Source organism: Roseicella sp. DB1501 (assembly GCF_013112485.1).
Classification (GTDB): Bacteria; Pseudomonadota; Alphaproteobacteria; order Acetobacterales; family Acetobacteraceae; genus Paracraurococcus.
This window is the reverse complement of sequence record NZ_JABFHG010000017.1, coordinates 1-22,246: the sequence shown is the minus strand read 5'-3', so window position 1 is coordinate 22,246 and position 22,246 is coordinate 1. Positions and strand designations below refer to the sequence as shown.

The 22,246-nt window shown below is 70.5% G+C and carries 24 protein-coding genes; 11 read left to right on the top strand and 13 right to left on the bottom strand.

From position 1 onward, the window contains the following. Positions 1 to 80 precede the first annotated feature (80 nt). The 5 genes from dmeF to HJG45_RS29545 form a co-directional block, all read right to left on the bottom strand. Complete coding sequence (gene dmeF, locus HJG45_RS24915; protein ID WP_171616166.1) at positions 81 to 1,103, bottom strand: CDF family Co(II)/Ni(II) efflux transporter DmeF; 1,023 nt, start codon at positions 1,101 to 1,103, stop codon at positions 81 to 83. Between the two features lie 39 nt (positions 1,104 to 1,142). Next, on the bottom strand, positions 1,143 to 2,042 hold the full coding sequence (locus HJG45_RS24910) for a CopD family protein (protein WP_171616164.1): 900 nt from the start codon (positions 2,040 to 2,042) through the stop codon (positions 1,143 to 1,145). Next, positions 2,039 to 2,425: a copper resistance protein CopC gene (locus tag HJG45_RS24905; RefSeq protein ID WP_171616162.1), complete on the bottom strand. Its 387-nt coding sequence runs from the start codon at positions 2,423 to 2,425 to the stop codon at positions 2,039 to 2,041. The genes HJG45_RS24910 and HJG45_RS24905 overlap by 4 nt, the downstream gene beginning before the upstream one ends. A gap of 354 nt (positions 2,426 to 2,779) precedes the next feature. After that, a complete protein-coding gene (locus HJG45_RS24900; protein WP_171616160.1) occupies positions 2,780 to 3,310 on the bottom strand; it encodes an ImmA/IrrE family metallo-endopeptidase in 531 nt (176 codons plus the stop codon). After that, complete coding sequence (locus tag HJG45_RS29545) at positions 3,307 to 3,633, bottom strand: helix-turn-helix transcriptional regulator (protein WP_171616159.1); 327 nt, start codon at positions 3,631 to 3,633, stop codon at positions 3,307 to 3,309. The genes HJG45_RS24900 and HJG45_RS29545 overlap by 4 nt, the downstream gene beginning before the upstream one ends. 211 nt (positions 3,634 to 3,844) lie before the next feature. Here HJG45_RS29545 and HJG45_RS24890 point away from each other — a divergent pair, with 211 nt between their 5' ends. From HJG45_RS24890 to HJG45_RS24880, 3 genes are read left to right on the top strand one after another with little or no spacing between them, the layout of a single operon-like run. Next, a complete protein-coding gene (locus HJG45_RS24890; protein WP_171616157.1) occupies positions 3,845 to 4,999 on the top strand; it encodes an adenylate/guanylate cyclase domain-containing protein in 1,155 nt (384 codons plus the stop codon). Between the two features lie 8 nt (positions 5,000 to 5,007). Beyond that, positions 5,008 to 6,531 (top strand): adenylate/guanylate cyclase domain-containing protein, encoded by a 1,524-nt coding sequence (locus HJG45_RS24885; RefSeq protein ID WP_171616155.1) that lies wholly within the window; start codon positions 5,008 to 5,010, stop codon positions 6,529 to 6,531. Continuing rightward, entirely contained in the window at positions 6,524 to 7,366 is an 843-nt protein-coding gene (locus HJG45_RS24880; RefSeq protein ID WP_171616153.1) for an E2 domain-containing protein, read from the top strand. Before HJG45_RS24885 ends, HJG45_RS24880 begins: the two co-directional genes overlap by 8 nt. A gap of 280 nt (positions 7,367 to 7,646) precedes the next feature. Here the strand turns inward: HJG45_RS24880 and HJG45_RS24875 are convergent, their stop codons facing one another. From HJG45_RS24875 to cueR, 3 genes are all read right to left on the bottom strand, one after another. Continuing rightward, on the bottom strand, positions 7,647 to 8,597 hold the full coding sequence (locus HJG45_RS24875; protein ID WP_171616151.1) for a DUF305 domain-containing protein: 951 nt from the start codon (positions 8,595 to 8,597) through the stop codon (positions 7,647 to 7,649). Positions 8,598 to 8,751: 154 nt separating this feature from the next. Further along, positions 8,752 to 9,153, bottom strand: a complete 402-nt coding sequence (locus HJG45_RS24870; protein WP_171616149.1) for a hypothetical protein — start codon at positions 9,151 to 9,153, stop codon at positions 8,752 to 8,754. Between the two features lie 88 nt (positions 9,154 to 9,241). Beyond that, positions 9,242 to 9,724, bottom strand: a complete 483-nt coding sequence (cueR, locus tag HJG45_RS24865; RefSeq protein WP_171616147.1) for a Cu(I)-responsive transcriptional regulator — start codon at positions 9,722 to 9,724, stop codon at positions 9,242 to 9,244. 174 nt (positions 9,725 to 9,898) lie between these two features. Here cueR and HJG45_RS24860 point away from each other — a divergent pair, with 174 nt between their 5' ends. The 4 genes from HJG45_RS24860 to HJG45_RS24845 all read left to right on the top strand — a co-directional run bounded on the left by HJG45_RS24860 (position 9,899) and on the right by HJG45_RS24845 (position 12,798). Continuing rightward, positions 9,899 to 10,102 carry a heavy-metal-associated domain-containing protein gene (locus HJG45_RS24860; protein WP_171616145.1) on the top strand — a complete coding sequence of 68 codons (204 nt, stop codon included), beginning with the start codon at positions 9,899 to 9,901 and terminating at the stop codon, positions 10,100 to 10,102. A 31-nt stretch (positions 10,103 to 10,133) separates the two neighbouring features. Further along, complete coding sequence (locus tag HJG45_RS24855; RefSeq protein WP_171616142.1) at positions 10,134 to 10,925, top strand: response regulator transcription factor; 792 nt, start codon at positions 10,134 to 10,136, stop codon at positions 10,923 to 10,925. After that, the gene (locus HJG45_RS24850) at positions 10,922 to 12,325 is read left to right on the top strand and encodes an ATP-binding protein (RefSeq protein WP_171616140.1); all 1,404 of its coding nucleotides are present in this window, start codon (positions 10,922 to 10,924) and stop codon (positions 12,323 to 12,325) included. Before HJG45_RS24855 ends, HJG45_RS24850 begins: the two co-directional genes overlap by 4 nt. A gap of 122 nt (positions 12,326 to 12,447) precedes the next feature. Continuing rightward, positions 12,448 to 12,798, top strand: coding sequence for a hypothetical protein (locus HJG45_RS24845; RefSeq protein ID WP_171616138.1), 351 nt, complete (start codon positions 12,448 to 12,450; stop codon positions 12,796 to 12,798). A 42-nt stretch (positions 12,799 to 12,840) separates the two neighbouring features. On the opposite strand, the gene HJG45_RS24840 is transcribed toward HJG45_RS24845, so the two are convergent. The 4 genes from HJG45_RS24840 to HJG45_RS29540 all read right to left on the bottom strand — a co-directional run bounded on the left by HJG45_RS24840 (position 12,841) and on the right by HJG45_RS29540 (position 17,133). Next, positions 12,841 to 13,650, bottom strand: coding sequence for a cytochrome c3 family protein (locus HJG45_RS24840; RefSeq protein WP_174890564.1), 810 nt, complete (start codon positions 13,648 to 13,650; stop codon positions 12,841 to 12,843). A gap of 11 nt (positions 13,651 to 13,661) precedes the next feature. Beyond that, positions 13,662 to 14,330 carry an iron reductase gene (locus HJG45_RS24835; RefSeq protein WP_171616134.1) on the bottom strand — a complete coding sequence of 223 codons (669 nt, stop codon included), beginning with the start codon at positions 14,328 to 14,330 and terminating at the stop codon, positions 13,662 to 13,664. Positions 14,331 to 14,333: 3 nt separating this feature from the next. Further along, a complete protein-coding gene (locus HJG45_RS24830) occupies positions 14,334 to 16,022 on the bottom strand; it encodes a 2Fe-2S iron-sulfur cluster-binding protein (RefSeq protein ID WP_217363035.1) in 1,689 nt (562 codons plus the stop codon). Between the two features lie 280 nt (positions 16,023 to 16,302). Next, complete coding sequence (locus tag HJG45_RS29540) at positions 16,303 to 17,133, bottom strand: Spy/CpxP family protein refolding chaperone (protein WP_171616130.1); 831 nt, start codon at positions 17,131 to 17,133, stop codon at positions 16,303 to 16,305. Positions 17,134 to 17,555: 422 nt separating this feature from the next. Between HJG45_RS29540 and HJG45_RS24820 the strand changes: the two genes are divergently transcribed. Further along, positions 17,556 to 18,194, top strand: a complete 639-nt coding sequence (locus tag HJG45_RS24820; RefSeq protein ID WP_171616128.1) for an RNA polymerase sigma factor — start codon at positions 17,556 to 17,558, stop codon at positions 18,192 to 18,194. Positions 18,195 to 18,311: 117 nt separating this feature from the next. Next, positions 18,312 to 18,611 (top strand): hypothetical protein, encoded by a 300-nt coding sequence (locus tag HJG45_RS24815; protein WP_171616126.1) that lies wholly within the window; start codon positions 18,312 to 18,314, stop codon positions 18,609 to 18,611. Positions 18,612 to 18,673: 62 nt separating this feature from the next. Here the strand turns inward: HJG45_RS24815 and HJG45_RS24810 are convergent, their stop codons facing one another. Further along, entirely contained in the window at positions 18,674 to 19,990 is a 1,317-nt protein-coding gene (locus tag HJG45_RS24810) for a type II restriction endonuclease (protein ID WP_254452774.1), read from the bottom strand. Between the two features lie 233 nt (positions 19,991 to 20,223). On the opposite strand from HJG45_RS24810, the gene HJG45_RS24805 reads away from it, so the two are divergent. Together HJG45_RS24805 and HJG45_RS28495 are read left to right on the top strand one after the other, a co-directional pair. Next, entirely contained in the window at positions 20,224 to 20,700 is a 477-nt protein-coding gene (locus HJG45_RS24805; protein ID WP_171616123.1) for a DUF411 domain-containing protein, read from the top strand. Positions 20,701 to 21,632: 932 nt separating this feature from the next. Next, a partial coding sequence (locus HJG45_RS28495; RefSeq protein ID WP_217363034.1) for a hypothetical protein occupies positions 21,633 to 22,246 on the top strand: 614 nt, incomplete at its 3' end.

Below are 22,246 nucleotides of genomic sequence, written 5' to 3'. Positions count from 1 at the left end.
GCGAATTCCGGCAGGTTTCCAAAGCGCCCCCCTCTGCCGAATCCGCTTTCGCGGAACAGCAGCGTCCGGGCCTCCTTTCCCTAAGCCGCCTGCCCATGCAGGACGGGCGCCTCCCGGCACTCCTGCACCTCGACCGTGACATGGGCGACTCCGAGGCCCTCCGGGATGAGCGCCTTGTAGTGCTCGGGCGGACGGGGGGTGTGGGTGACGACGCCCAGGGCGGCCGCGTAGACCCCGGGCGCCACCGACCAGACATGCAGGTCGTAAAGCCGGTTGTCGGCCACGCCTTCGATGGCCTCGCGCACCGCCCGCAGGACCGGCTCCGGCGCCTGGTGGTCGAGCAGGATGCGGCTGGTGTCCCGGAGCAGGCCCCAGGACCAGTGCGTGACGAGCGCGGCGCCGACCAGACCCATCAGCGGGTCCATCCACCACGCGCCCAGGAACAGGCCCGCCAACAGCGCCGCGATGGCCAGCACCGAGGTCAAGGCGTCGGCCATGACGTGGAGATAGGCCGCGCGCAGGTTCAGGTCGTGCCCGTGACCATGGTGTTCGTGGTCGTGGTCATGATGCCCATGCTCGTGGTCGTCATGGCCGTGATGGTGGCCATGGTCGTGCGCCTCGTGGCCGTGGTGGTGGTGGCCGTGGTCATGGATGCCGAGGATCAGCACCGAGGCCGCGTTGACGGCGAGGCCCACCACCGCGACCGCGATGGCCCATCCGAAGGTGATGGGCACCGGGTTCACCAGCCGGGTGATGCTCTCCCATACCATCGCCAGGGCGAAGGCGGCGAGCAGAACGGCCCCGGTGTAACCAGCGAGCGCATTGACCTTGCCGGTCCCGAAGGCGAAGCGTGGGTCGGCGGCACGGCGCCGGGCGTAGGCGTATGCGAACGCGCTGATGCCGAGGGCCGCCGCGTGCGAGCCCATGTGCAGCCCGTCCGCGAGCAGCGCGACGGAGCCGAAGGCCAGCCCGGCACCGATCTCGACGACCATCGTGACCGCCGTGAGCAGGAGGACGAGCAGCGTCCGCCGCTCGCCCGCGCGGGGCCGGTCCTGGCCGAAGGTGTGGCCGTGCCGCCAAGTGTCCATCGTGTGCTGATGCATGGTGCTCCTAACGCCGCTACTGCCTCGAGGGCATGTACCTCAGTGCATCCGGTGTGTGAGGCCCGGGGGTGAGGTCGAAACCATCTCGGCGGCCGCCCAGAGCACCAGCAGGGCGACAACAGCCTCCACAGTCACCGAACGGGCCAGCCTGGCTCCGGCGCCGGGGGTGCGCGCCGCCAGCGCCGGTGTCAGGCGGAAGCGGTGCCAGGCCGCGAAGCCCAGCAGGACCGCGACCAAGGCCGCCTTGGCCATGAGCGCCCAGCCGTACCAGGAGCCGAGGAGCTGCCCGAGGTCGCCGACAATCCACCAGGCAAGCACCGAGCCCGCCGCCACGAGAACCGGCACGGCGGCCGCCGCGACGCGGGCCCAGTCCTCGACGAGGCGGGCGGCATGCGGGCCGTCGCGCCGCGAGACCCAGGCGAGTGGCGGCAGGCTGCCGATCCAATAGGCTGCCACCACGAGGTGGACCAGCAACAGACCCGCCAGCAGCGGCCGGGGAGCGAGCGATGTCGTGTGCCCGAGCAGCGCGTAGCTGGCGCAGACGATGAGGCCACCCGCCGCCGCAGTCGGCGCCCAGGACAGGCCAAGGGCCAGCGTCGCCACGAGCAGCGCGCCGCCTCCACCCAGCCCATAAGAGGCACCTGCCGGGGACATGAGCACGACGCTCCAGCCGTCGGGGTCCGTGAGGGTATCGCCACCCATCAGGACGCCGACATGGGCGGTCAGGGCGCCGAGGGCGGCGACGATGGCGAGCAGGCTGGCGCCGGTCGCCCAGTGCCGCAGCCGCCGGGCGTCGCCCTCGTCCAGCCGGGCGCCGAACAGGAGCGCGAAGAAGGCGAGCCCCGCGCCACCGAGGCTGCCCGCGTAGTAGGCGGCGCGCAGCACGACGGCGGCGGCGCCCCAGCCCAGCTCGTCGCCCTGGAGCAGGGCCAGGATCACCGGGCGGCGCGCTCGACCCGGAAGGCCAGTGCGCCGCCGCCGACATGGCCGTCCGCCGAGGCGCCACGCCACTCGACGCGGTAGGCACCGGGCGGCAGCGTCTCCTGCACGGTCGCCCGCACCTGTTCGACGGTGGCGGCGCGATCGCCCTCGCGGGCCAGCTTCCTTTCGCGTCCGGTCTCGTCCAGCAGCTTCAAGGTCATCACCCGCACACGCGTCGCGAACATCAGGGAGACGGTGGATGGGGAGTTCCGAAGCACGGCGCCGTCGGCGGGCTCGGCGTGGTGGAGATCCGAGTGCGCAAGGGCCGGACCCGCCGTAGCAAGGCCAAGGACGATGGCGGCGCCCAGGAGGGAGCGGCGCTGGAGAAACAAAGCGGTCATGTCGAACCTCGGGTGCTTTGCGGTTACGGCATCGGACGACGCGGTCCGGACGTGGGCGGATCCCATCGCACGTTCCCGGGTCGGCGCGGAACCGCGCGGACGGCGCCAGCAAACATTCGAAATGTGGATGAGGGATGGGCAGCGTGATGCTAACCGCCCTGAAGAATGCCCGACCGCGATCCTTTGCAGGATTTTGCAGACTGCCGGACTTTACCGTTGGCTGCCTAAGGGCAGGTCGTGGCCGAAAGTAGACATTAGCCTCCACCGACGAGGGCTTCCGGCCCTGGCCTGAACTGCGGTGCTGCAGCTCAGGCCAGGGCCGCTAGGTGCGCTTCTTCGACAACCGCGTCGAGCTCAAGCTTTCCGGCCGAGGAGGCGGGCGAGCCGCAGGGTCATCGCCTGCTGGCTGACTTTGAATGTCCTCGCAAGTGCACTGACAGCGGCATCATCATCGAGGTGGATGAATGCCGTCCTCGGATCGGCCTCGAGGAAGGCGTCCGGCATGAGTATGGAGGCTGCGAAGAAGTTGGCCTCGATCTCCTCCACGTCCTGCCCCTCCGACGACTCGACGGACCGAAGGTTCACCCTGAACTCGTGGTCGTAGGTGATCTGGTTGCCTTGGTGAAGGAGGAGATGGCCGAGCTCGTGGGCGATCGTGAACCGCCTGCGGACCGGCGGCTGCCGCTCGTTCACCCCAATCGTCGCCCCTTCGGCTGAACGCACGAGGATGCCCGAGACATCCTGCAGGGAACCGAATACGACTCTGCAGCCCATTGCCTTCGCAATCGACTCGACCGGGACGGGCGGTGCCGTCACCGCGTGGTCTGCCAGCAGCCGCTCTGTGAGGCGAATGATAAAGGAAAAGCGCGGCCTCGAAGCCTTCATGGCACGAGCCTAATCTTGGTTTTCAGAAAGGTTTGCACGGCTGGGGGCAGGTCAGCTGGTATGCTGGCTTGCTTGTTCTGGTGCGCCTCCACTGCCCGTAGCAACGATGAAGCGGTCGTCTCTAGTGCCTCGGCCAGGTCGGTGAGGTGGTGGAGGGAAATAGTTTGCCGACCGCCCTCAATGTTCGCAACGGATGCCCGGGAGATGCCAACGCGCAACGCGAGCTCCTCTTGCCTCAGACCGCATGCCGCACGGTGTGCTCGCAACTCCGCACCGACCGCTTCGTAGAGGCTCCCAGCCCTCCCTTCTCGCCGCTTTGGCATTTCTCAATCCCAATCCCACGCGTAGGGAATCACCTAAGCCCGCCCGCGTCAACGAGGGAAACATAAGGCACTGAGCATAGTTCTGACCACATGTTTCTAATGGAAACAGCTTCAACTGTTGACAGGGCGCTGGGATCTGAGGCAATCATTGCGGGCGAATGGTCAGCGATTCTCGCGCCTCGCGCGGCGGCTTGGACAAGAGGTTGGGCGAATGGGCGATCTGGCGCGACTGGATGCCAGTGGGGCCGCAGAGCGGCTGGATCATGCATTGAATCAGTCGGGACTTCTGGCGAGGGTCGCCGCGGATCGCTGGCAGGTCGTGCTGGATGCTCTTCATCTTCGCCGCAGAGAACTGATGCATGGTGAGGCGCTGTGCAAAGAGGGGGAAGCTGCCACGACGTTCTGGCTGCTCACTCGAGGGCAGGTGGCGGTCACAGGCCAGACCCCAGACCGGGGCGTTTTCGTCGAGCGGCGTGGGCCCGGCGACCTCATTGGTGAGTTGGCGGCAATGCGGCTCGGCTCGCGTCGGAGCGCTACCGTGAGGGCTCTCGACCATCAGACTGAGGCTTACTGCTTCAGCATGAGGGCGATTGAGGCTCTGCAGTGTGAGGACCGCCTCGGGATCTGGCAGGGGCTCGCCGTCCACGTTGCCGGGAAGCTGGCCGCCACCGTGCCCGCCCGCACAAGCGCCCTCCTCATGGGCGAGGAGCGCGAGGCGCTGCTTCGCCGCTTCGTTAACGAGGACGCCCTTGGCCGGATCCGTGCGGATGGGCAAGGGGGTTATGAACGGCGCGAGGCCGTCATCCTGTTCTCTGACCTCGTCGGCTTCAGCGCAATGGCGGAAAAGGCCTCGCCCGAGGAGGTCGCCGACTCGATCCGGGCCGCGATGTCCGCCCAGGCCGACGTCGTCGAGGAGCACGGCGGCTTCGTGGACAAGATGATGGGCGACGGCCTGATGGCGTACTGGCTGCCGGAGTCCGACGCCCCCGGTGAACGTCGGCGCGTAGCCAATGCGGCGCTGGATGCCGCGGTCGCTGCCGCAGGCCGGGTCGCGGCAGTGTCCCACCCGTTGACGGGCCAGCCGCTAAGGGTGCGCATCGGGCTCCACATCGGGCAGGCTCACTATGGCAATTTCGGCTCCGACCGCCGGTGGGCAGTGACGCTCATCGGGCAGCCTGTAAACTTGGCCGCTCGGATCGAGAGCGCGAAGCCGCCTGAGGGCGAGGCGGATGCCTATGGGCACCTTCGGGCTAGCGCGGAACTTGCCAAGCTCCTGGACGATCGGCACCTCTCCGCACTGCCTGACAGGGCGACGGTCAAGGTGAAGACCGATCTTGTCACTTTCATCCACCGCAAGCCCGAGTAGGAAGCCCCATGGTCCACACTTGGAACGAGGCCAGGGCGCGGAAGCGGATCAGGGCGCGCCTTGACGAGGTGAAGACCGTCGAGATCGTCGACTGGACGCGGGATCTCTCTCTTGAGAATATTCCCCGTAACAAGGCCTACCGCGTCGACGGCGTCCACCTCTACGCGGACATCCTCAATCTCGAGGAGATGCTGAACTGCACGCAGCTGGAAGGTGAGACCTGCCACAGGCGCACACTGCGTTTCCTCAATCTGCACTACCGCGCAGTGGACCGCATTCTGAACGAGTGTGACCTCCGCCGGGTGGACTTCGCAAACCAGCGTCTTCATGCGCTGGTCACGAAGCCCTACGACGACGAGGCAATGCGGGTGCACCGCGCGGTCGCCGTCGCCCAGCTTGTGACCGACGCCCTGGCCGAAACCGGCGATGACGACGAGCATATCCCCGACGCGGTGGTGCGGGTGGGCATTGACACGAGCAAGACCCTCGCGGTGAACAACGGGCGCAGCGGCAACCGCGAGCCCCTCTTCCTCGGCCCCGCAGCCAACCACGCGGCCAAGCGGGCTGCGGGCGGGAAGGATGCGGGGATCTTCTTGACGAACGAGGCGCGGGCGGCCATTGGCTTGAAGCAGCTGAAGGCCTCGGAGCTCGACGCGACCCCGCTCACGTCGGAGGAGGTGGCGGCCTCGCAGGAGAAAGCCGAACTCGGCGTGTCGAAGGACACGATCGTCAGGCAGTGGCGGGAGGACCTGGAGAAAAACCCGATCGGCGCATTCTCCTTCTCGTCACACACCCCGCCGATGCGGAACCTCGACTTCACGGCGCTGACCCCGGGCAACTCCCGGCGTCAGGACGCCCTGTCTCTCTACGCCGACCTCGACGGCTTCACCGCCTACGTTGGGAGGCACATCGACGACGAGCCTGAGGACGTGGTCCGGGCAATGCACATCATCCGCTCTGAGCTGGAGGCGGTGCTCTCCACCGAATTCGAGGGCAGGCGCATCCGGTTCATTGGCGACTGCGTCCACGGGCTGATGGCCGAGGGTACGGCGCAGACGACGGACGCCGAGGCCACGATCTCCGACGCGGTGCTCTGCGCGGGGGGGCTGCGGAGCAGCTTTAGGCTCTGCCTAGAGCTACTCGGAGAGGAGGGCGTGGACACCGCGGGACTCGGCCTCGCGGTCGGGCTGGAGTTCGGGCCGATGACGGCCACCCGCCTCGGCCTCAAGGGCAGCAGAACGCGGTGCTCGGTCAGCCGAGGCGTGCTCGCCTCGGAGGCCGAGCAGTCGCGGTGCTCGGGTCGGCAGACTGCCATCGGCGAGAACGCGTACGACAAGGCCACCCCCGCCGTTCGCAATCTGTTCGGGAAGGAACGGATCGCGCAGCATCTCGACTACGCCGCCGCGATGGTTGTCTTGACCACGGATGGGGATGCGACCGCGAGGGAGGCGGAGGCAGCCGAAAAGGTGTGGGCGGCTCCGGCCGTGGCTGCGACCTTTGGTCAGGAGCGCCGACCCTTCCTCCGTGTCTGACGTCCAGGTTTCTGCAACCCCGGGCGTCAGCCACCTCGTCGGGCTCGACGCCATCATCGCCGTCGCGGATGACTTCGGCGCCGTCGTGGCCGAGCGGCGCCCCGGCGCGGCGGTGGCTGTCGTCTCGCCGCACGTCCACGGGGGCGGCCGCGACGACTTCCGTCTGATCATCGGTGAGGAGGGGGGACGCGTATCGGTCCGGGAGGACCCGGCGGCGCGTCGATTACCCGCTGCCTGCCCGACGCGGCACATCAACCCGGGGGGAACTTTTTGCCTCGGCTGGGACACGGAGGATCCGTCCGCCGTGACCGATGTTGCAGGCGCCCGGGAGTGGTGGACGACGCTCCTCGTCTTCCTCGGGTATCAGCGGTATGCTGAGGTACGGCGGGCTTGGCCCAAGGGCAGGGAGAGGGCGCACGGGCACGACGCCGCCCTGCTCCAGTTCTATGCCGAGTGGCTGGCAAGCCTCTTTGGGCCATGGTTGCTAGCCGATCTACGCGCCGGTCGGCTGACCACCCGCCGGGTAGGGCGCTCCATCCGCCTAGACAGGGCCAGGCAGCGCCTCTTCGCTCTGAAGGACGGCAGCGAATCCGTCGCGAACCTCCGTCGGTCTTGCCCGTGCACAACGGCGGTGACGCCAGCTGTCCTCAAAGCATGCGGCAGTCACGCACAAGCAGCCCGCCTGCTCGTCCTTGCGCTTTCCGGCCAGGAGCAGCTTGAGGCGGAGTTCCACAAGGCGTTCGCCCGCGCCGCGCCCTGCTGCGGAACCATCGATGGCTGCCCGATCGCCTCAATCGTGTCCCCGGCCTTGGATGGAAGCCCAAGCGGCCCCTAGTCGCTGTCTACACTGGCGCTCTGATCCGTCTTAACCCGAAGAACTCGGCCGTTTGGAGACTTGCAGAGTCCGCTTCGCGCCCTTCTCGCTCGATCCGAGCTGCGAATGCTTTGTCCGCTTTCTGGAAATCGGCCGCGCCCAGCCCATGACCGGCATGGGCGCAAAGCGGGCATTAGAGTAGCGACCCATCTGGGGGCGCCGCTCATCGCAATCATTTATTCCTCGATGCCCTTAGCATGAATGGCCCGGCGGCAGAGGGCGCCGCCGCCGGGCCGATCACTCAGTGGCCGTGGTGCGTGTGGCCGCCCTGGGCCTGCGGCGAGGGCGCGGCGCCGTGACCGGCGTGCCCCGCGGACGCGGAAGGCCGCTGGGCGGGAGCCGGAGCGGCCGGGGCGCCGTGGCCCGCATGGGCGTCGGCGGTCGACACCTGGGTGGCCCCGGTGGCGCCGTGCCCAGCGTGCGACATGCCCTCCATACCGTGGACCATGGAGGCGGGCACCTGCACGGCGTCGGCGTCGCCCGCGTAGGCGGCGATGACCCGACGCATCAGCGCGATCTCCTGGGTCTGGTCGGTGACGATGTCGACGTTCAGCAGGCCGAGGAAGGTGTTCCGGCCGTTCTGGTCCGCCTGGTAGGCGCGCGCCATGTCGAGCGCGCCCTGGTGGTGGATCGTCATGGCCTTGGCGAACTGGACGTCGCGCTCGGTGACCGGCGCGCCTTCCGAGAACACGGCCGCCAGCGGGCCGGGGATCGGGTACTTCATGAAGCGATCCCGCTGGCCCAACCCTTCCGTCGCGCCAGGCTGGAAGGCGAGCCGGGCGAAGCCGAGGTTCACCACCCGCGCGGGCCTGGCGAGGTTCCGCGCCACCTCGTCGAGAAGCCCGATCTCAAACTTCTGGTTGTGGACGATGGCCTGCGCCAGCTCCTTGAGGGCCGGGCTGCTGGCGTTCGGGTCGGCCAGGTACTCCTCGGACATCGAGAGCGCGCCCGCGTGGTGCGCCCGCATGCCGGTCACGTAGTCACGGTCGGCCTTGACCGCGGCCGCGAGAGCCTCCGGGGACATGACGGAGTAGGAGGTCGTGGTCACCGGCGAGGTGCCCGGCTCGTACTGCTCACCCACCATGGCCCGCGCGGGTGAACCGACCGCGAGCGCAGTCGCGGCGACGGCGGCGGCGAGGGTCAGGCGGAGCGTGAGGCGCATGCTGGCGCCGGTCTGGTTCGTCGAAGACATGTGCTTGGTCCTGTCGCTGTCCCCGCGACCGCGTGCGTCTGGCAACGTCGATCGCGGCGCCCCCGGAGGGGCCGTGATTCCTTGGTTTCGGTGTGGTGGAGCGCCGGGACGACGCCGGGTCGTCCGCGGGCGCGACCGGGCGCGCAGGCGCCGGTCAGGCCACCTGTCGGGGCGGCGGGAGCGACGGGGGGATCTCGATGCCGAAGCGGGCGTGCGCCGGGGCGAGGTCGCGGACGACGGCGCCGGGCGACGGGAGCGGACCGGCCTGGGCGTGCGGCAGGGCGTCGACGGCGGACGCGCACTGGGCGGCCACGCAGCAGGGCAAGCCCTGCTCTCCACCCGACCGGCCGCAAGGCTGGCCCAGCTCCTCAGCGGAGACGGACGCGTGTCCCGAGGCCGTGTGCCCCGAGGCCGTGTGCATGGGCGCGGCCTGCATCAGCGCAGCGGCGTCGATGTGAGCGCCGCAGTGCTCGGCGGCCGCCTGCTGGACGGGTGTGGCCGCCGAGGCGTGCCGCATGGCGGGACCCGGCAGGGCAAGCAGGACCAGCGCGAGCAAGCCCGCGACGACCCTCCTGAATGCACCCATGCCCCAAGTCATCCCTGGTTCCTGCCGTTCATGGTTGAGCGCGCTCGGCGTCTTTAACTTAGTTCGCGTGGCACTGGGCCGGGAGCCCGGCGGCGGTGACTTCCCCGCGGCCGACATCATTTGTCACGATGCTCCGGCGCGACGGCGAGGGGCGGCCGCCCTCGAGGTCGTGCAGGATGGGGCAGTCGGGCCGGTGGTCGCCGTGGCAGGCGTCGGCCAGCTCCTGCAGGGTGTCCCGCATGGCCGTGAGCTCGAGGATCTTGGCGTCGAGCTCGGCCACGTGCTCCTGGGCGACGCGCTTCACGTCGGCGCTCGACCGCTCCCGGTCCTGCCACAGGCCGACCAGCAGCTTGATGCGCTCGATGGACAGCCCGAGGTCGCGCGCGCGCCGGATGAAGCAGAGCGTGTTCACGTCCTTGGCCGAGTAGACCCGGTAGCCCGCCTCGGTCCGAGCCGCCTTCGGCAGGAGACCGATCTCCTCGTAGTAGCGGAGCATCTTGGCCGACACGCCCGAGGCCGCCGACGCCTGCCCGATGTTCATGCTTGCCTCCGTTCCCGACCGCCCCCCCTGTGCGGGGTCTGATGGCCAAGATGGGGTTTCCCATCGTGGGAAGGTCAAGGCCATTTCCCGCGTCAGCCTTGCCTTGACCGGGCTTGACCCTCCCATCCTGGGAGACCCCATTTGGGGTGCCTCCCCGAGTTTCAGGAGGGTGACATGGTGGTCTTCAGGGTTGCGAACATGAGATGCGGCGGCTGCGCCCGGTCGGTCACGTCCGCCCTGCGCGGCGTGGACCCGGCGGCCGAGGTCCGGGTTGACCTGGGACGCCGCGAGGTCACGGTAGAGGCGGCGGCGGACGCGGCCGTCCTGTCTCGGGCACTGCGCGAGGCCGGGTTCGAGGGCGAGAGGCTCGCCACCTGATGATCGGCCCGGCACCCGCGCGAGGCCCCGGATGAGCGCGGTCCGCGGCGGCGGCCCGCCCGGCGAGCCGCCGGGCCGTCGCGGCCTCGACCCGGAGGCGCACGTCCTGGTCGTCGAGGACGACGCCTCGATGCGTCACCTCATCGCCCGCCTGTTGCGCGAGAACGGGTTTCGCTCCACCGGCGTCCGCGACGGTCGGGAGATGTGGGAAACGCTCCGGAACACCGAGGTGGACCTGGTGCTGCTCGACGTCATGCTGCCTGGCGATTCCGGCATCGAGCTCCTCCGCGAGCTGCGGGCCGAACGGGGCGCTCTCCCGGTTGTCATGGTGACCGCCAAGGGATCCGAGGCCGACCGCGTGCTCGGCCTCGACCTCGGCGCGGACGACTACCTGCCGAAGCCGTTCGGGCGGCGGGAGCTGCTGGCGCGGGTCCGCGCGGTGCTGCGCCGCGCCCGTCCGGCGGCTGCGGCGCCCGCGGATCCCGCCGCCCGGGCCACCGTCCACCAGCTTCGCTTCGATGGCTGGACCGTGGACCTGGCGCGGCGCGAGGTGCTGTCGCCCGGGGGCACGGTCGTTGACCTCTCCGGCGCCGAGTATGACCTGCTGCTGGCGTTCCTCGAGCACCCGCACCGGGTGCTGGCGCGGAACCAGATCCTCGAGCTGTCGCGCGGCCGCCTCGCGGACCCGAACGACCGGAGCGTTGACGTGCTGGTCAGCAGGCTGCGTCGCAAGCTCGAGGGCGAGGAGGGCGGGACGGCGATGATCAAGACGGTGCGCGGCGCGGGCTACATGTTCCTGCCCGCCGTGGAGCGCGTGGGTTGAGGCGCGGGCTCGGCTGGCTCTGGCCCTCGAGCCTGGCGGGCAGGACCACCCTGATCCTGCTGGCCGGGCTCTTGGTGTTCCACTTCGGGAGCGTGTGGCTCCTCCAGGAGGGCGTGCACGGGGCGATGGAGGAGGGCCGCGAGATACAGGCGGCCGAGCACATCTCCGCGGCCGCGCGCGTCGTCGCCGCGCTGCCCGAGGAGGCGCGCGAGCGCGCCGCGAAGGCGTTCTCCGCCCGCGGCTTCGAGGTCACCTGGGAGCGCTCGGAGCCTGCGGAAACCCTGGACGAGGCGCCCCTGGCCCCGCTGCGGGAGCGACTGGAGGAGCGGGCGCCGGAGCTGGCGGGAATGCGCATCGGGTACGACCCGAACGCCCAGGGAGAGCCGCGGCTCATCAAGGGCAGCGTGCGGCTCGCCGACGGGACCTGGGTGGCGTTCTCCGCCACGGGGCTGGAGGTGGCCTCGGTGCCCGCCCACGCCTCGCTGGCCTCGCACAGCGCGATGGCGCTCGGCATCGTGCTCGCCTCGCTGCTCGTGGTGCACTGGATCACCAAGCCGCTGCGGCGCCTGGCCAGGGCGGCGGAGGACTTCGGCAAGGGCGCGGCGCCTGTGCCCATGCCGGAGGACGGGCCACGCGAGGTCCAGGAGGCGGCGCGGACCTTCAACGCGATGCAGGCAAGGATTCACCGGCTCGTCGCCGACCGCACGCAGGCTCTGGCGGCCGTCAGCCACGACCTGCGCAGCCCCATCCAGCGCCTGCGCCTGCGCGCCGGATTCCTCGACGACCTGGAGGCGCAGCGGGCGATCGATGGCGACCTCGACGAGATGGAGCGCATGATCGAGTCGACCCTCGCCTACCTGCGGGGCGAGACGGAGAGCGAGGAGCCGCGCCAGGCCGACCTCGCGGCCATCCTGGCCACGCTCGTCGACGACGCCTCCGACCGGGGCGCCGCAGCCACCTACGCCGGGCCGGACCGGCTCCCGATGCGGCTGCGGCCGGTCGCCATCAAGCGCGCCCTGGCGAACCTCGTCGACAACGCGGTCAAGCACGGGGGCGGGGCGCGCGTTACCCTCGAGGAGAGACCGGGATGCGTCACGGTGCGGGTCGAGGACGACGGCCCCGGCATCCCGGAGGCGGCGCTGGAGACCGTGTTCGAGCCGTTCCAGCGCCTCGACGCTTCCCGCAACCGGGGCACCGGCGGCACCGGGCTCGGCCTCGCCATCGCCCGTCAGGTGGTGACCGCCCACGGCGGCAGCGTTGCCCTGGCCAACCGCCCGGGGGGCGGGTTGGTGGCGACCGTGCGACTGCCGCACCCGCACGCGACCGGGCGCGACGGCGTGGGAGGCGTCGGCGAGCGCACCCCCCCGCCGGTGACGCCCCCTGGCGTGCGTCAGGCATAGCCACCCCGGCTGCGGAACGGCCTGTAAGGCGCCCTGCCCTTCCGCGTCATCTCGAGAGCCGCGTTCGTGGCGCCGAACCCGGCGCTACGCGGATGCGGCTGACTGAAGGAGTGAATGTCACCATGGCTCTGAAGATCGCACGGCTCGCCGCCATCGGCGCACTGGCCGCCACGCTTGCCGCTGGCACCGCGCTGGCGCAGCCCACCCTGTCGCCGCAGGGCGGCAGCGCCGGTCCCGAGATGGACCACAGCCGGATGGGCGGCCAGGGTCAGGGTCAGCGGCCGGGTGGACCGGCACCCACGCTCACGCCACAGGGCGGCAGCGGCAACGCCGAGATGGACCACAGCCGCATGGGCGGTGGCAACATGGGCGGCCCGTCGGGCGGCACGATCACCGGCAACCCCGGCAGCGGTCCCGACGTGCAGCACGGCCGCACGTCCGCCCCCGCGCCAGCTCCCGCGCAACGGCGGTAGCCGAACGGGCGTCGCGCTCGCCGACCCCGGCGGGCGCGGCACTCAGTGGTGCTTGTACCAGCCGACGCCGCGGATGTTGTTCCACGCGTCGGTCTGGTGACACAGGAAGCACTGGCCCACGTTGGCGTGCTCCTGCCCGGTGATGGTTCGGTCCATCATCTCGAAGTGCATCATGTAGTGGCTGGGCGGCGCCTGGTGGCACTGGACGCAGTCGCGCGAGCGTGGCGACGGGTGCCGAAAGCCGCTCACCGCCCAGGCCGCGGTGCTGTGGCAGCCCCCGCAGTCACGCCCGAACAGCGTACGGTGCGGGTCGCGGTTGGCGTGACATCCCCCGCAGTCGAGCTGGTTCGCCTCCCTCGCGGGAAGCGGGTGCGGCGCAAGCGTCGAGCCGATCAGATCCGCGCCGCTGACACCGAGCAGCGCCCGCAGCCGCGCCATGCTGTGTGTGAATCCTTCTCCGCCTGCGCCCCCACCCCGCAACGCGGCCCCGACGTGGCCAGCCGCGACCAGCGCCGCGTGGTCCATGTTGACAGGGCGGCGCCCGCGCCCTTGGTGCTCGACGTGGCAGCCGCCGCACTCGCCGACCGTGGCGTGGAATGCCGTCGAGGGCTTCGTCACCAGGTCGGGCGCCGCCGTGACGTGGCAGGTAAGGCAGAGCGCCGCCTCGACCCCGCGGGTCGGCACGTGGCAGGATTCACACTGGCCCCCAAGGAACTCGTGGGCGGCGGAGAGGCGCCCCGGGCTGGCTGCGGCCACCCAGAGCGGCACGCCCTCAGACCCGGCGCGATGCACCGCCACCGGCACCGCCACGACCGCCGCGATGCCGACCACCGCCAGCGCGGCGTAGAGCAAGGTCGCTGGCCTCACCGCAGCCACCTCAGGCCGTAGTAGATCCCGCTCCAGATATGCAGGGCGAGCAGTGGGCAGAGCGCGATCGCCGCCGCGACGTGCAGCACCGTCCAGCGCGAAAGGGCACGCCTCAGGGCCTCGCGTCGCCCGATCGCGTGCTCCAGGTCGGCGATGCCCGACACCAGCGCGCGCACGGACAGGTCCGGAGGCCCCAAGAGCGCGAGGGAACCAGCGGCGCCCTCGGCGGCGAGCCGGTCGTAGCGGGCCCGGAGCGCCCCGAGTTCCTGTCGCTGGTCGCGGACATCGGTCCCGAGTTGCGCCAGGTAGTATCTGCCGACGAAGCCGCTCAGCACGACGACCAGCATGACCGAGACCAGCGCGATGCCGAGCGGGCTCCGGTATTGGTGCCCGGTGTGGAGCATCCCGAGCGCGGCGCCGACCGCGCCCGCGTAGACGTGGAAGGAGAGCATCGCCCCCAGTGCGGCGCGGCGCCGCAGCCAGGGGACGCGTTTCGCCAGCGTGTAGGCGAGCAGCAGGAGCATGCCCACGGCGCCGCTAATCCCAAGGATTCCTCCGGCCAGGCTCCCCGGGAAGCGCGGCGCCGCGTGGAGCAGGAAACCCGGCGCGAAAAGGGCCACCATCGCCACCAGCAGGCTGACCGCGAGCCGCTCACGAGGATTCACGAGTCACGCCTCGACCACGAGGTTGCCGACGGACTTCGCCTGGCAGGCCAGGATGACGCCGCGCGCCTTCTCCTCCGGCGGCAGCCCTTCCTCGACCTCCATCGTCACCGCGCCCTGGACGAGGGGCACCTTGCAGGCGCCGCAGATGCCGACACGGCAGGAGTAGTCGATCTCGACCCCAATGGCCTCGGCCGCCTCCAGGACGGTTTGGTCCGGCGCCAGCGCCCCGGTCCTGCCCGACTTCGTGAACCGCACCTCCGCCGTGGCGACCCGCGGGATGGCATCGCCTGCGGGAGCCGGTCCGGGGGACGGCGCTGGAGCGGATGTCGGCAAGGGCGCCGGGGTTCCGGGGGCCACGCCCCTGGCTGGGCCGAACGCCTCGGTCTTGACCTGCCCCTTCGGCACCCCGAGCTCGGCGAGCGCTGCCCTGACCGCCTCCATCATCGGCGGCGGGCCGCAGAGGTGGACCCGGCGCTTGGCGATCTCGGGGACGGAGCGCGCAATGAACTCCTTCGAGATGGGCCCGGTGGCGCCCATCCAGGCGGTTCCCTCGGCGCGGGACATCGTCGCCGCCACGTGTAGGTTCGCGTGCCGCTTCTGCAGGTACTCGAGTTCCTCGCGGAAGACGAACTCCTCGGGGCTGCGCGCCCCGTAGAGGAAGAAGATCTCGCAAGGATAGGAGCGGTCGGTGAGGTAGCGGGCGACGCTCATCATGGGCGTGATGCCGACGCCGCCCGCGATGAGCACGATGCTGGTCTCCTCACCCATGAATGTGAAGACGCCCAGGGGCGCCGACACCTCCACGGAGTCTCCGACCGCGACGCGGTCGTGCAGGTGCCGCGAGATGAGCCCCTGCTCCTCGCGCTTGACGGTGACCTCGACGTAGCTCCGTCGGGTCGGCGAGGAGGCGATGGTGTAGGAGCGCCTGGCCGTCCGGCCGTCGAGCTCGGCAGAGACGGTGAGGAACTGGCCCGGCATGAAGGTGAAGGGGACGTCCCCGCCGCCGGGCTCCACCAGCCGGAAGGTCTTCACCGTGGGCGTCTCGCGGAAGGTGGCCGCGACCCGCAGCGCGCCCGACCACGGCCGCCGCGCGGCCGCCGTGGCCGCGGCGGGCGACGGCGCGGCGCTGGCGGGCGCTGGTGTGACCGGGGCCGTGCCCACCACCCTCGCCGGGGAACCGGAGGGACCGTCGGTGGGCGGCTCAGATGGCTTGCCGGGCGCGGGCGCCGGGCCAGGGGCGGGCCCACCTGCGGGGGCGGCCGAGAGCCGCCCGACGAGCGCGTTGATACGCCGCATGCGCGCGTGCTGGATCAGCAGAGTTCCGACCAGGAACGTGACCAGGAACGCCATCGAGGTCAGGTGGTACCAGGAGAGGCCCCAGGGACCGCCGTCTATCGCCATCGGCGCCGCCTCGGCGGGCGGGAGGCCGAGCTGGTCCCTGAACCAGGTCAGCGCGAGTTGCCGCGGCGGCATTCCAGCGTCGACGGCGCGCAGCGCCGCCGTCCCGCTCTCGAGCAGCAGCAGCCCCTCGCGGACGCCTGCCGCGGCCTGCTGCACGGCCACTGGGTCGTTCGCGGCGAGCGCGTGATGGAGCCGCGCCTGGCCAGAGGTGATCGCCTGGGTGCCCCAGCCGATGCGCCGCTCGGCCTCGGCCTCAATGGCGCGGCGCGCCTCGGCCGTGAGCGCTGGCATGTCCAGCAGCGATGCGTAGAACGGGCGCCCCGGGCCGCCCATGCAGCCCATCATGCCGCCGCACCCTGCCCCCGCCTGCGGAGCGGGCATGGCACCGGGCATCGACCGCATCGCGGGGACGCTCGCCGGAGGCGCCGCTGGTGCAGCGGCTCCGGATGCCTGCCCGGGGTGGTGCGCGCTGTGGTCCCCAGGGTCGGTCTGCGCGACCGCGGTCCCGATCAGGGCCACACCAACAAGCGCCGCGAACCGACCAGTGCGCTTCAGGCTCCGCCGCACGCCTTCAGAACGCTCCGATGAAGGGCAGCATGGTGGCGGTCGCCGTGCGCTTCTGGGCGTCGTCGAGCTGGCGGTAGAGCGTGTCGAACGCCATCCGCGTCATGTGGATGGCCTCGGTGCGCTCCCGCAGGTGGCTCTCGAAGGACGCGAGGCGGGCCATGGGGTCGGCCGCCCGGCCGCTGTCCTGCAGCGCGGCGCGGGCGGCGTCGAGGTGCTCGCGCCCGGCGCGGAGCGTGTTGGCGAAGGTGTCCCAGGCGGGCGCCTGAGCGTCCGTGATGCGCAGCTCCGTGCGGAGGAAGGCGATACGCCCCTCGAGGCGTGCCGCGGAGCTACCCATCGGCTGGTCGCCGCCCATCGAACCCGTGCCGGGCGCGGCGCCGCCCTGCTGCATCCCCTGCGACATGGCACCCCGACGCATCATCATGTCCCGCATCATCGCCATCATGTCGCACCCGGGCATCGGCTGCCGCGCTTGGCCCATCGGCATCTGGGATTGTGCCTGCCCGGGCGCGCCGCCCATCGGCGTCTGGGACTGCGCGTGGCCGCTTCCCGGGGCACCGCCCATCCCCATCGTATCGTCGTCCATCATGCCGCCCGGCGCTGGCGTCCCCGCCTGCGGGCCTGGCATGCCCGGCATCGGCGATGCCTGCTGAGGCGTGCCGCCCATCGGCATCATGTCCATCATGGCGAGCAGGACGGGCGCATCGCGGTCCGCCGCCACTGCCCCTGGCGGGAGGAGCGGCAAGATGGCTGCGAGCGCGGCGGCGGCGAGCGTTGGCTGAAGTCTCGACATGCTGGTGGTCCTCCCCCTGCTGGCGGCGCCGGGCGCTGGCACGCCGTGCGACCCGCGTCTCGTGTGAGACGCTGAAGGTGAACCAGCCTTACAGCGGGAGCGCGGGACTGGCTGTCGGCCGGGATCTGTAAGGCTTCACCGTCACGAGCGTCCTTGCATGGCACGGTCGCCTCCATGAGTCCGACGCAGCCCAACCGGAGAGGCCGATGCCAGGAGCTTTGGGTGCCAGACCGCGGGAACTCGGCCCACGCCTCATCTGCCTCGTTGGCCGCAGGTCTGCGACAAAACATTGCTCGGCGTCTCGCGGGCGCGCGAAACGGTGGCCTCGCCTACGGCCGTCTCCTAAGTCGGTTGCGGCGGTCCTGGCTCGCCCTGTCCGGCACGGGCCTGGCTGCCGCCGGGTCGGCGGGTGGCCGGTGGGATGTCGTGCCGCCTCGCCGCCGAACGCTTGGCGGGGAGCACCCATGCGCGACCATGACGGTCCTTTCCTGTGCGCCGAAGCCGCAGTGCGAGGCGCCATCGGCGAGGCGCAAGCCAGGCTGCGCGGCGTTGTCCTCCGGCACCTGAACGGCGACCGACACGGCGCCGACGACGTCCTGCAGCGTTTCGCGCTGCGTGCGCTGGAGCGCGCCGGGGAGCTGCGCGACCCGGCGCGGGTTCACGGCTGGCTGGGCCGCGTGCTGTCCTCCACCCTCGCCGACCACGGGCGCGAGCTCGCGCGCCGACGTGAGTGCCTCGAGGACCCGCGGGAGTTCGCGGAGACGCTGGTTGCCCCGGAGCCGGAGCCTGCCCAGTGGGCCTGCGATTGCATCGAGCCGCTGCTGGGCGCGCTGCGGCCGGATCAGGCGGCGCTGATCCGACGCCTCGACCTGCGCGGCGAGCCACGGGAGGTCGTGGCCGCGGAGCTCGGCATCCTGCCGAACGCGCTGCACGTGAGGCACCACCGGGCGCGGCGGGCGCTGGCCGCGCTGCTGCTCGCCGCCTGTGTCACCTGCCCATCTGAGAGCTTTATGCGCTGCGCCTGTCCGAAGCCGCCCTCGGTGGACGAGGCACGTCTCGCCCGCGCGGCCGCATGTGCCGGACAGGGCGGAGCACGCGATTGATCTCGCTCAAGGCCGCATCGGCGCGCGTCCGGCAGGATGGAACGTGCCCGATTTCGACACCGCGCGGCGGTGGCATGGGTTGCCTCGGGGCAACCGCTTCGGAGAGAGGAGAACCGCATGAGGGTATTGAAGAATGCCGGGATGGGCCTGGCGGTGGTCCTGGCGGCGGGCCTCTCCGCCTGCGCGCCGCAGCAGCAGGCCGCGCCCCCGGTGGCCGCGGCGCCTGCTCCCGCCAGCACCGCGGCGACGGCTCCGGCCCCGGGTGACCACCAGGCGATGATGGCCCACTGCGCGGAGATGCGGCAGCAGATGAGGCAGGGCGCGCAGATGTCGCCCGACATGCAGCGGATGGCGACCTACTGCCAGCACATGGACCACACCATGGGCGCCCAACGCGGCCGCTCCGGCCCGTACTAGCGAGCCATCGGGGCGCGGCCCGGCGGCCGCGCCAACCGCTGGATCCGGCTCGCGTGGGGGGCCTAGGCGAGCTCCCGCGAGATGGCCCGGATCGGCTTCATGCCGTGGCCGAACCTGGCGATAGTCTCCCGGTTCGCCTTGAGCTCGCCGTAGGGTAGGTAGCGCACCTTGAGGTCGGCCACCCGGCTGAAGGCGGGCCGCGCCAGCTGCTCGCGCACCTCGCCCTCGCGGCCATCCGGCGCGACGAGGAACATCCCCTCGAGCGCATGCGCCTCGGGTCCGAGTGCGAGGTCGAGCATCCGCACGATGCCGGAGTAGATGGAAGTGGTGTGCTCCACCTCGTAAGCGGCGACAATGCGCTTCGAGTCCCTATCGAGCCACAGCACGTCGATGAGCCGGACGGCGTCGGCGCCCGCGCCAGTGTCGAAGCCCGGCAGCGTGGCGAGGCAGCCATCGCCAAGCTTGCCGCCGCCGAGCGGGCGGTTGCGGTCGTTGGCGGCCACCCAGACGTCGTAGCCGAGCGACAGTCCGAGGTCGCGCAGCCATCCCTGGACGGCGGTGTGGGTCTCGTCCTCCTCGCGGGCCGCGGCCAGCGCCTTGGCTGCCTTGGCACCCTCGTCCCGGACGCGGGCGAGGTCCGCCTCCCACGCGGCCCGTGCGCCCGTGTCGTCCTCGCGTGGCGGCGCCGGGTAGCGACCGCTGCCGACGTCGAACAGAAGGCCGCCGACGGCGCCGAGGTCGTTCGAGAGCAGGCCGCGGTGCTTGGCGTTCAAGGCGAGGATGCCCTGGCGCATGGCGATGTACTCGTCCCAGCGGCCGAGCTTCACGCGGGCGCCGGTCAACGCGTTGTAGCCGTTGACGATGGCGGTGTTGAACGGCGGCGCGATGGTCGGGTGCAGGAAGTACAGGAGGTTGGCGACGGCCGGGCCGAGGCCCTTGATGGCCTTGGCGTCGATCTCGCGGATGGCCGCGAGGACCTGGTGCTCCGTCATGCACCACACGCAGGTGTCGAGCAGGCGGCCGAAGGCGCGCTGATTCTCCGGACTCTCGTAGATGTCCGGGATGCGGAGCTTGGGCTTCCACAGGAAGGCGTGGTCGGCGCCCTTGAAGATCTGGCGCTGCTCGGCGACGGAGTGGACGACGGTCTCCAACGAGGAGTTGCGGTAGGTGACGCCGAAGGTGCCAGCCCTGATTTCGGCGACGACCTGCTGGATGCCGCGGCGGATGGAGCGGAAGTTCTTGACCCGCTCATCCCAGAGGAACCACGTGCGGTAGGTGCCGCCGGGGTCGTCCCGCCAGCGGAGTAGCAGCGAGGTTATGGGATCGGGCGCGCTGGCCCCCGCTCCGCCGGAGATCGGGGCGGCTGTCGAGATCTGCATGTCTTGGTCCCTGGGGCGCCGGGTCCGGCCCCCGCTCTAGCCGGAGATGATGAACGGCCCGGTGGTTCGCCTGCAAGGTGGTCGGAGCCTGCGGAGGCGTTGCCCGCGCGGTCGCGTCCACCTCCGACACACCGCGCGACCGGCTCGAACTCGCGCGGTGCATTCCCATCTTCCTGACCGTGGGGACATCCCCTGCCCCGCGCCGACCCGGCCGCACGAACAAGGAAACACGGATGAGACGACGGCTTCTCCTGGCGGCGCTGGCCGCGACCGGCTCCGCGGGCGGCGCCTCCGCCCAGCCAGAGCAATCCGCGCAGCCCCTGCTGCAGGTCTGGCGCGACCCGAGCTGCGGCTGCTGCACCGGTTGGGTGGACCACATGAGGGCGGCCGGGTTCCACGTCGAGGACAACCTCGTCGCCTCCCCTGCCCCCGTCCGCCGGATGCTCGGCATCCCGCCGGACCTGCTCTCCTGCCACGCGGCCACGGTGGACGGCTACGCGCTGGAGGGCCACGTGCCAGCCCAGGCGGTGCGGCGCCTGCTGGCCGAGCGCCCGGCTGGCGTGCGCGGCCTCGCTGTCCCAGCCATGCCGACCGGCTCGCCGGGAATGGAGGTGCCGGGCGAGCCGGACGACACCTACGACGTCGTCGCCTTCGACGGCGGCGATGGGCGCCGCGTGTTCATGCGCTTCCGGGGTGGCCGGGCGGTCTGACGGCTGGGGCTGGTCGGTCAGCTGCGGTCGCGGCGGCACGGACGTTTTGGTTCGCCTCCCGCGCGTAGCCGGTCCGAAGCCGGTCGCCAGAAGCCCTTGTAATCTTCCATAATTCGGACCCGAGTTGGCCTGTGGTTCGAAGGGGTTGCAGATCTATTCCCCTACGGATCGCGCTGTACTTGCTACGAAGCTCGCCGGGAACGGAGGCAGGGAAAAGGCCCGACGAAGGCTAGGTTTCCGGCGCCTGCGAGATGCCGTACCTGGCCGGGACAGCCACGCGAGAGCCCCGTTCCCGGGGCGTGATCCGAGCCGGGCGATGCGCCAACCTGCCCATCGCACCGGGAGGTGGAAGCTGCGAACCGTGGCGTTGGCTTGGCCGACGACCTGTGACGTGAACAGGTCGGGCACTGTGACGCATGGCGCGCCGCGACCTGTGACACGCCTCCACAAGAACCGTGACGCAGCACGTAATGGGAACTGTGAGGCTTCAACCTCGGGGCCGAGGTAGTTTCTATCCGCGCCAGGAACAAGGTCGAGGATGCGCAGGACGCGCTGAAGGCGTGCAACATCGGCTTCGGCTTTACGAACGGCCACGAGGGACATGCAACCACCTGACTCACCTACGTCTACTCCATTCCGGTGATCGATATGGGCAGACGAAGAGGAAGCAGAGCGCGTAGCCCAGCCCCGCAATCGGACTCCGCTCGCGGCGGAGCTGGGCGACAAGACTTGATGCCAGCTCCGGCAAAGGATGCCGTGCTTCCGCACGCCCAGCTTGGGCTCGCCTTCCGGCACCCGGGCACCAACGGGTGCTGCGGCATCCCACCGCCAAATGGTAGAAATATCGGGGCCTCATTTCGCACGAATGGGTTCTGTGTCCGTGGGTAGCTCGTCCGATAAGCTGCGCCTCATTCAGCATTGGAAGCTGTGGGATGGGCGACGTACCGAGGGGGCTCAGCAGGGCACAACTTGGTGATGTGAACGCCCGAAGGTTCGCCGACTACCTCCGCACCGGCCTTGAGACGGGCACATTAGAATTGGAGAGCGGGAAACTCAGCCGCACCCGGGTCTCAGAGCAACTCGCCTTCTCACGCTCCACTTTCCAGCAAAATCCCAAGGTCCGTGCCATACTGGCAGTGCTGGAGGGAGGTGCTCCCCCGGCATCTCTCGCGGGGATGGTTGACGATCACCTGATCGCCTTGCTTGCGCGTAGAGGGTCAGGCAGGTCCGCCAGGGACGAAGCGCTCGAGCGCCGGGCAGCTGGATACCGCGAGCCGGGCGACATGGAACGGGACCGGGAAATCCAGCGCCTGCGAGAGCGTCTGGCGGTCATCAGCGAAGAGAATCGCCAGTTGAGGGAGCGATTGCGCGCCGTAGGTTACGCAGATTTCGAGCTTCTCGAAAGCGGACGCCTTCCCTGTAAGCGTCAGCCATCAGTGGCCTTGAGATGCCCGGGCTTGCCTGCCGAGATAGCGGGCATGACGGACGAAGCTGACGTGGCGGAACCGCTCGGAGCGGGTTCTTATGACGGTCGGAAGGGCACGAT

Excerpts from the sequence above, each read along its gene's own strand:
- HJG45_RS24845 (WP_171616138.1), top strand. The coding sequence starts at position 12,448 with ATGGCTCTGAAGATCGCACGGCTCGCCGCCATCGGCGCACTGGCCGCC.
- HJG45_RS29545 (WP_171616159.1), bottom strand. The coding sequence starts at position 3,633 with ATGCCAAAGCGGCGAGAAGGGAGGGCTGGGAGCCTCTACGAAGCGGTC.
- HJG45_RS24890 (WP_171616157.1), top strand. The coding sequence starts at position 3,845 with ATGGGCGATCTGGCGCGACTGGATGCCAGTGGGGCCGCAGAGCGGCTG.
- HJG45_RS24875 (WP_171616151.1), bottom strand. The coding sequence starts at position 8,597 with ATGTCTTCGACGAACCAGACCGGCGCCAGCATGCGCCTCACGCTCCGC.
- HJG45_RS24905 (WP_171616162.1), bottom strand. The coding sequence starts at position 2,425 with ATGACCGCTTTGTTTCTCCAGCGCCGCTCCCTCCTGGGCGCCGCCATC.
- HJG45_RS24885 (WP_171616155.1), top strand. The coding sequence starts at position 5,008 with ATGGTCCACACTTGGAACGAGGCCAGGGCGCGGAAGCGGATCAGGGCG.
- HJG45_RS24805 (WP_171616123.1), top strand. The coding sequence starts at position 20,224 with ATGAGACGACGGCTTCTCCTGGCGGCGCTGGCCGCGACCGGCTCCGCG.
- HJG45_RS24900 (WP_171616160.1), bottom strand. The coding sequence starts at position 3,310 with ATGAAGGCTTCGAGGCCGCGCTTTTCCTTTATCATTCGCCTCACAGAG.
- HJG45_RS24830 (WP_217363035.1), bottom strand. The coding sequence starts at position 16,022 with ATGCCAGCGCTCACGGCCGAGGCGCGCCGCGCCATTGAGGCCGAGGCC.
- HJG45_RS24820 (WP_171616128.1), top strand. The coding sequence starts at position 17,556 with ATGCGCGACCATGACGGTCCTTTCCTGTGCGCCGAAGCCGCAGTGCGA.
- HJG45_RS24815 (WP_171616126.1), top strand. The coding sequence starts at position 18,312 with ATGAGGGTATTGAAGAATGCCGGGATGGGCCTGGCGGTGGTCCTGGCG.
- HJG45_RS24810 (WP_254452774.1), bottom strand. The coding sequence starts at position 19,990 with ATGCAGATCTCGACAGCCGCCCCGATCTCCGGCGGAGCGGGGGCCAGC.
- HJG45_RS24855 (WP_171616142.1), top strand. The coding sequence starts at position 10,134 with ATGAGCGCGGTCCGCGGCGGCGGCCCGCCCGGCGAGCCGCCGGGCCGT.
- cueR (WP_171616147.1), bottom strand. The coding sequence starts at position 9,724 with ATGAACATCGGGCAGGCGTCGGCGGCCTCGGGCGTGTCGGCCAAGATG.
- dmeF (WP_171616166.1), bottom strand. The coding sequence starts at position 1,103 with ATGCATCAGCACACGATGGACACTTGGCGGCACGGCCACACCTTCGGC.
- HJG45_RS24860 (WP_171616145.1), top strand. The coding sequence starts at position 9,899 with ATGGTGGTCTTCAGGGTTGCGAACATGAGATGCGGCGGCTGCGCCCGG.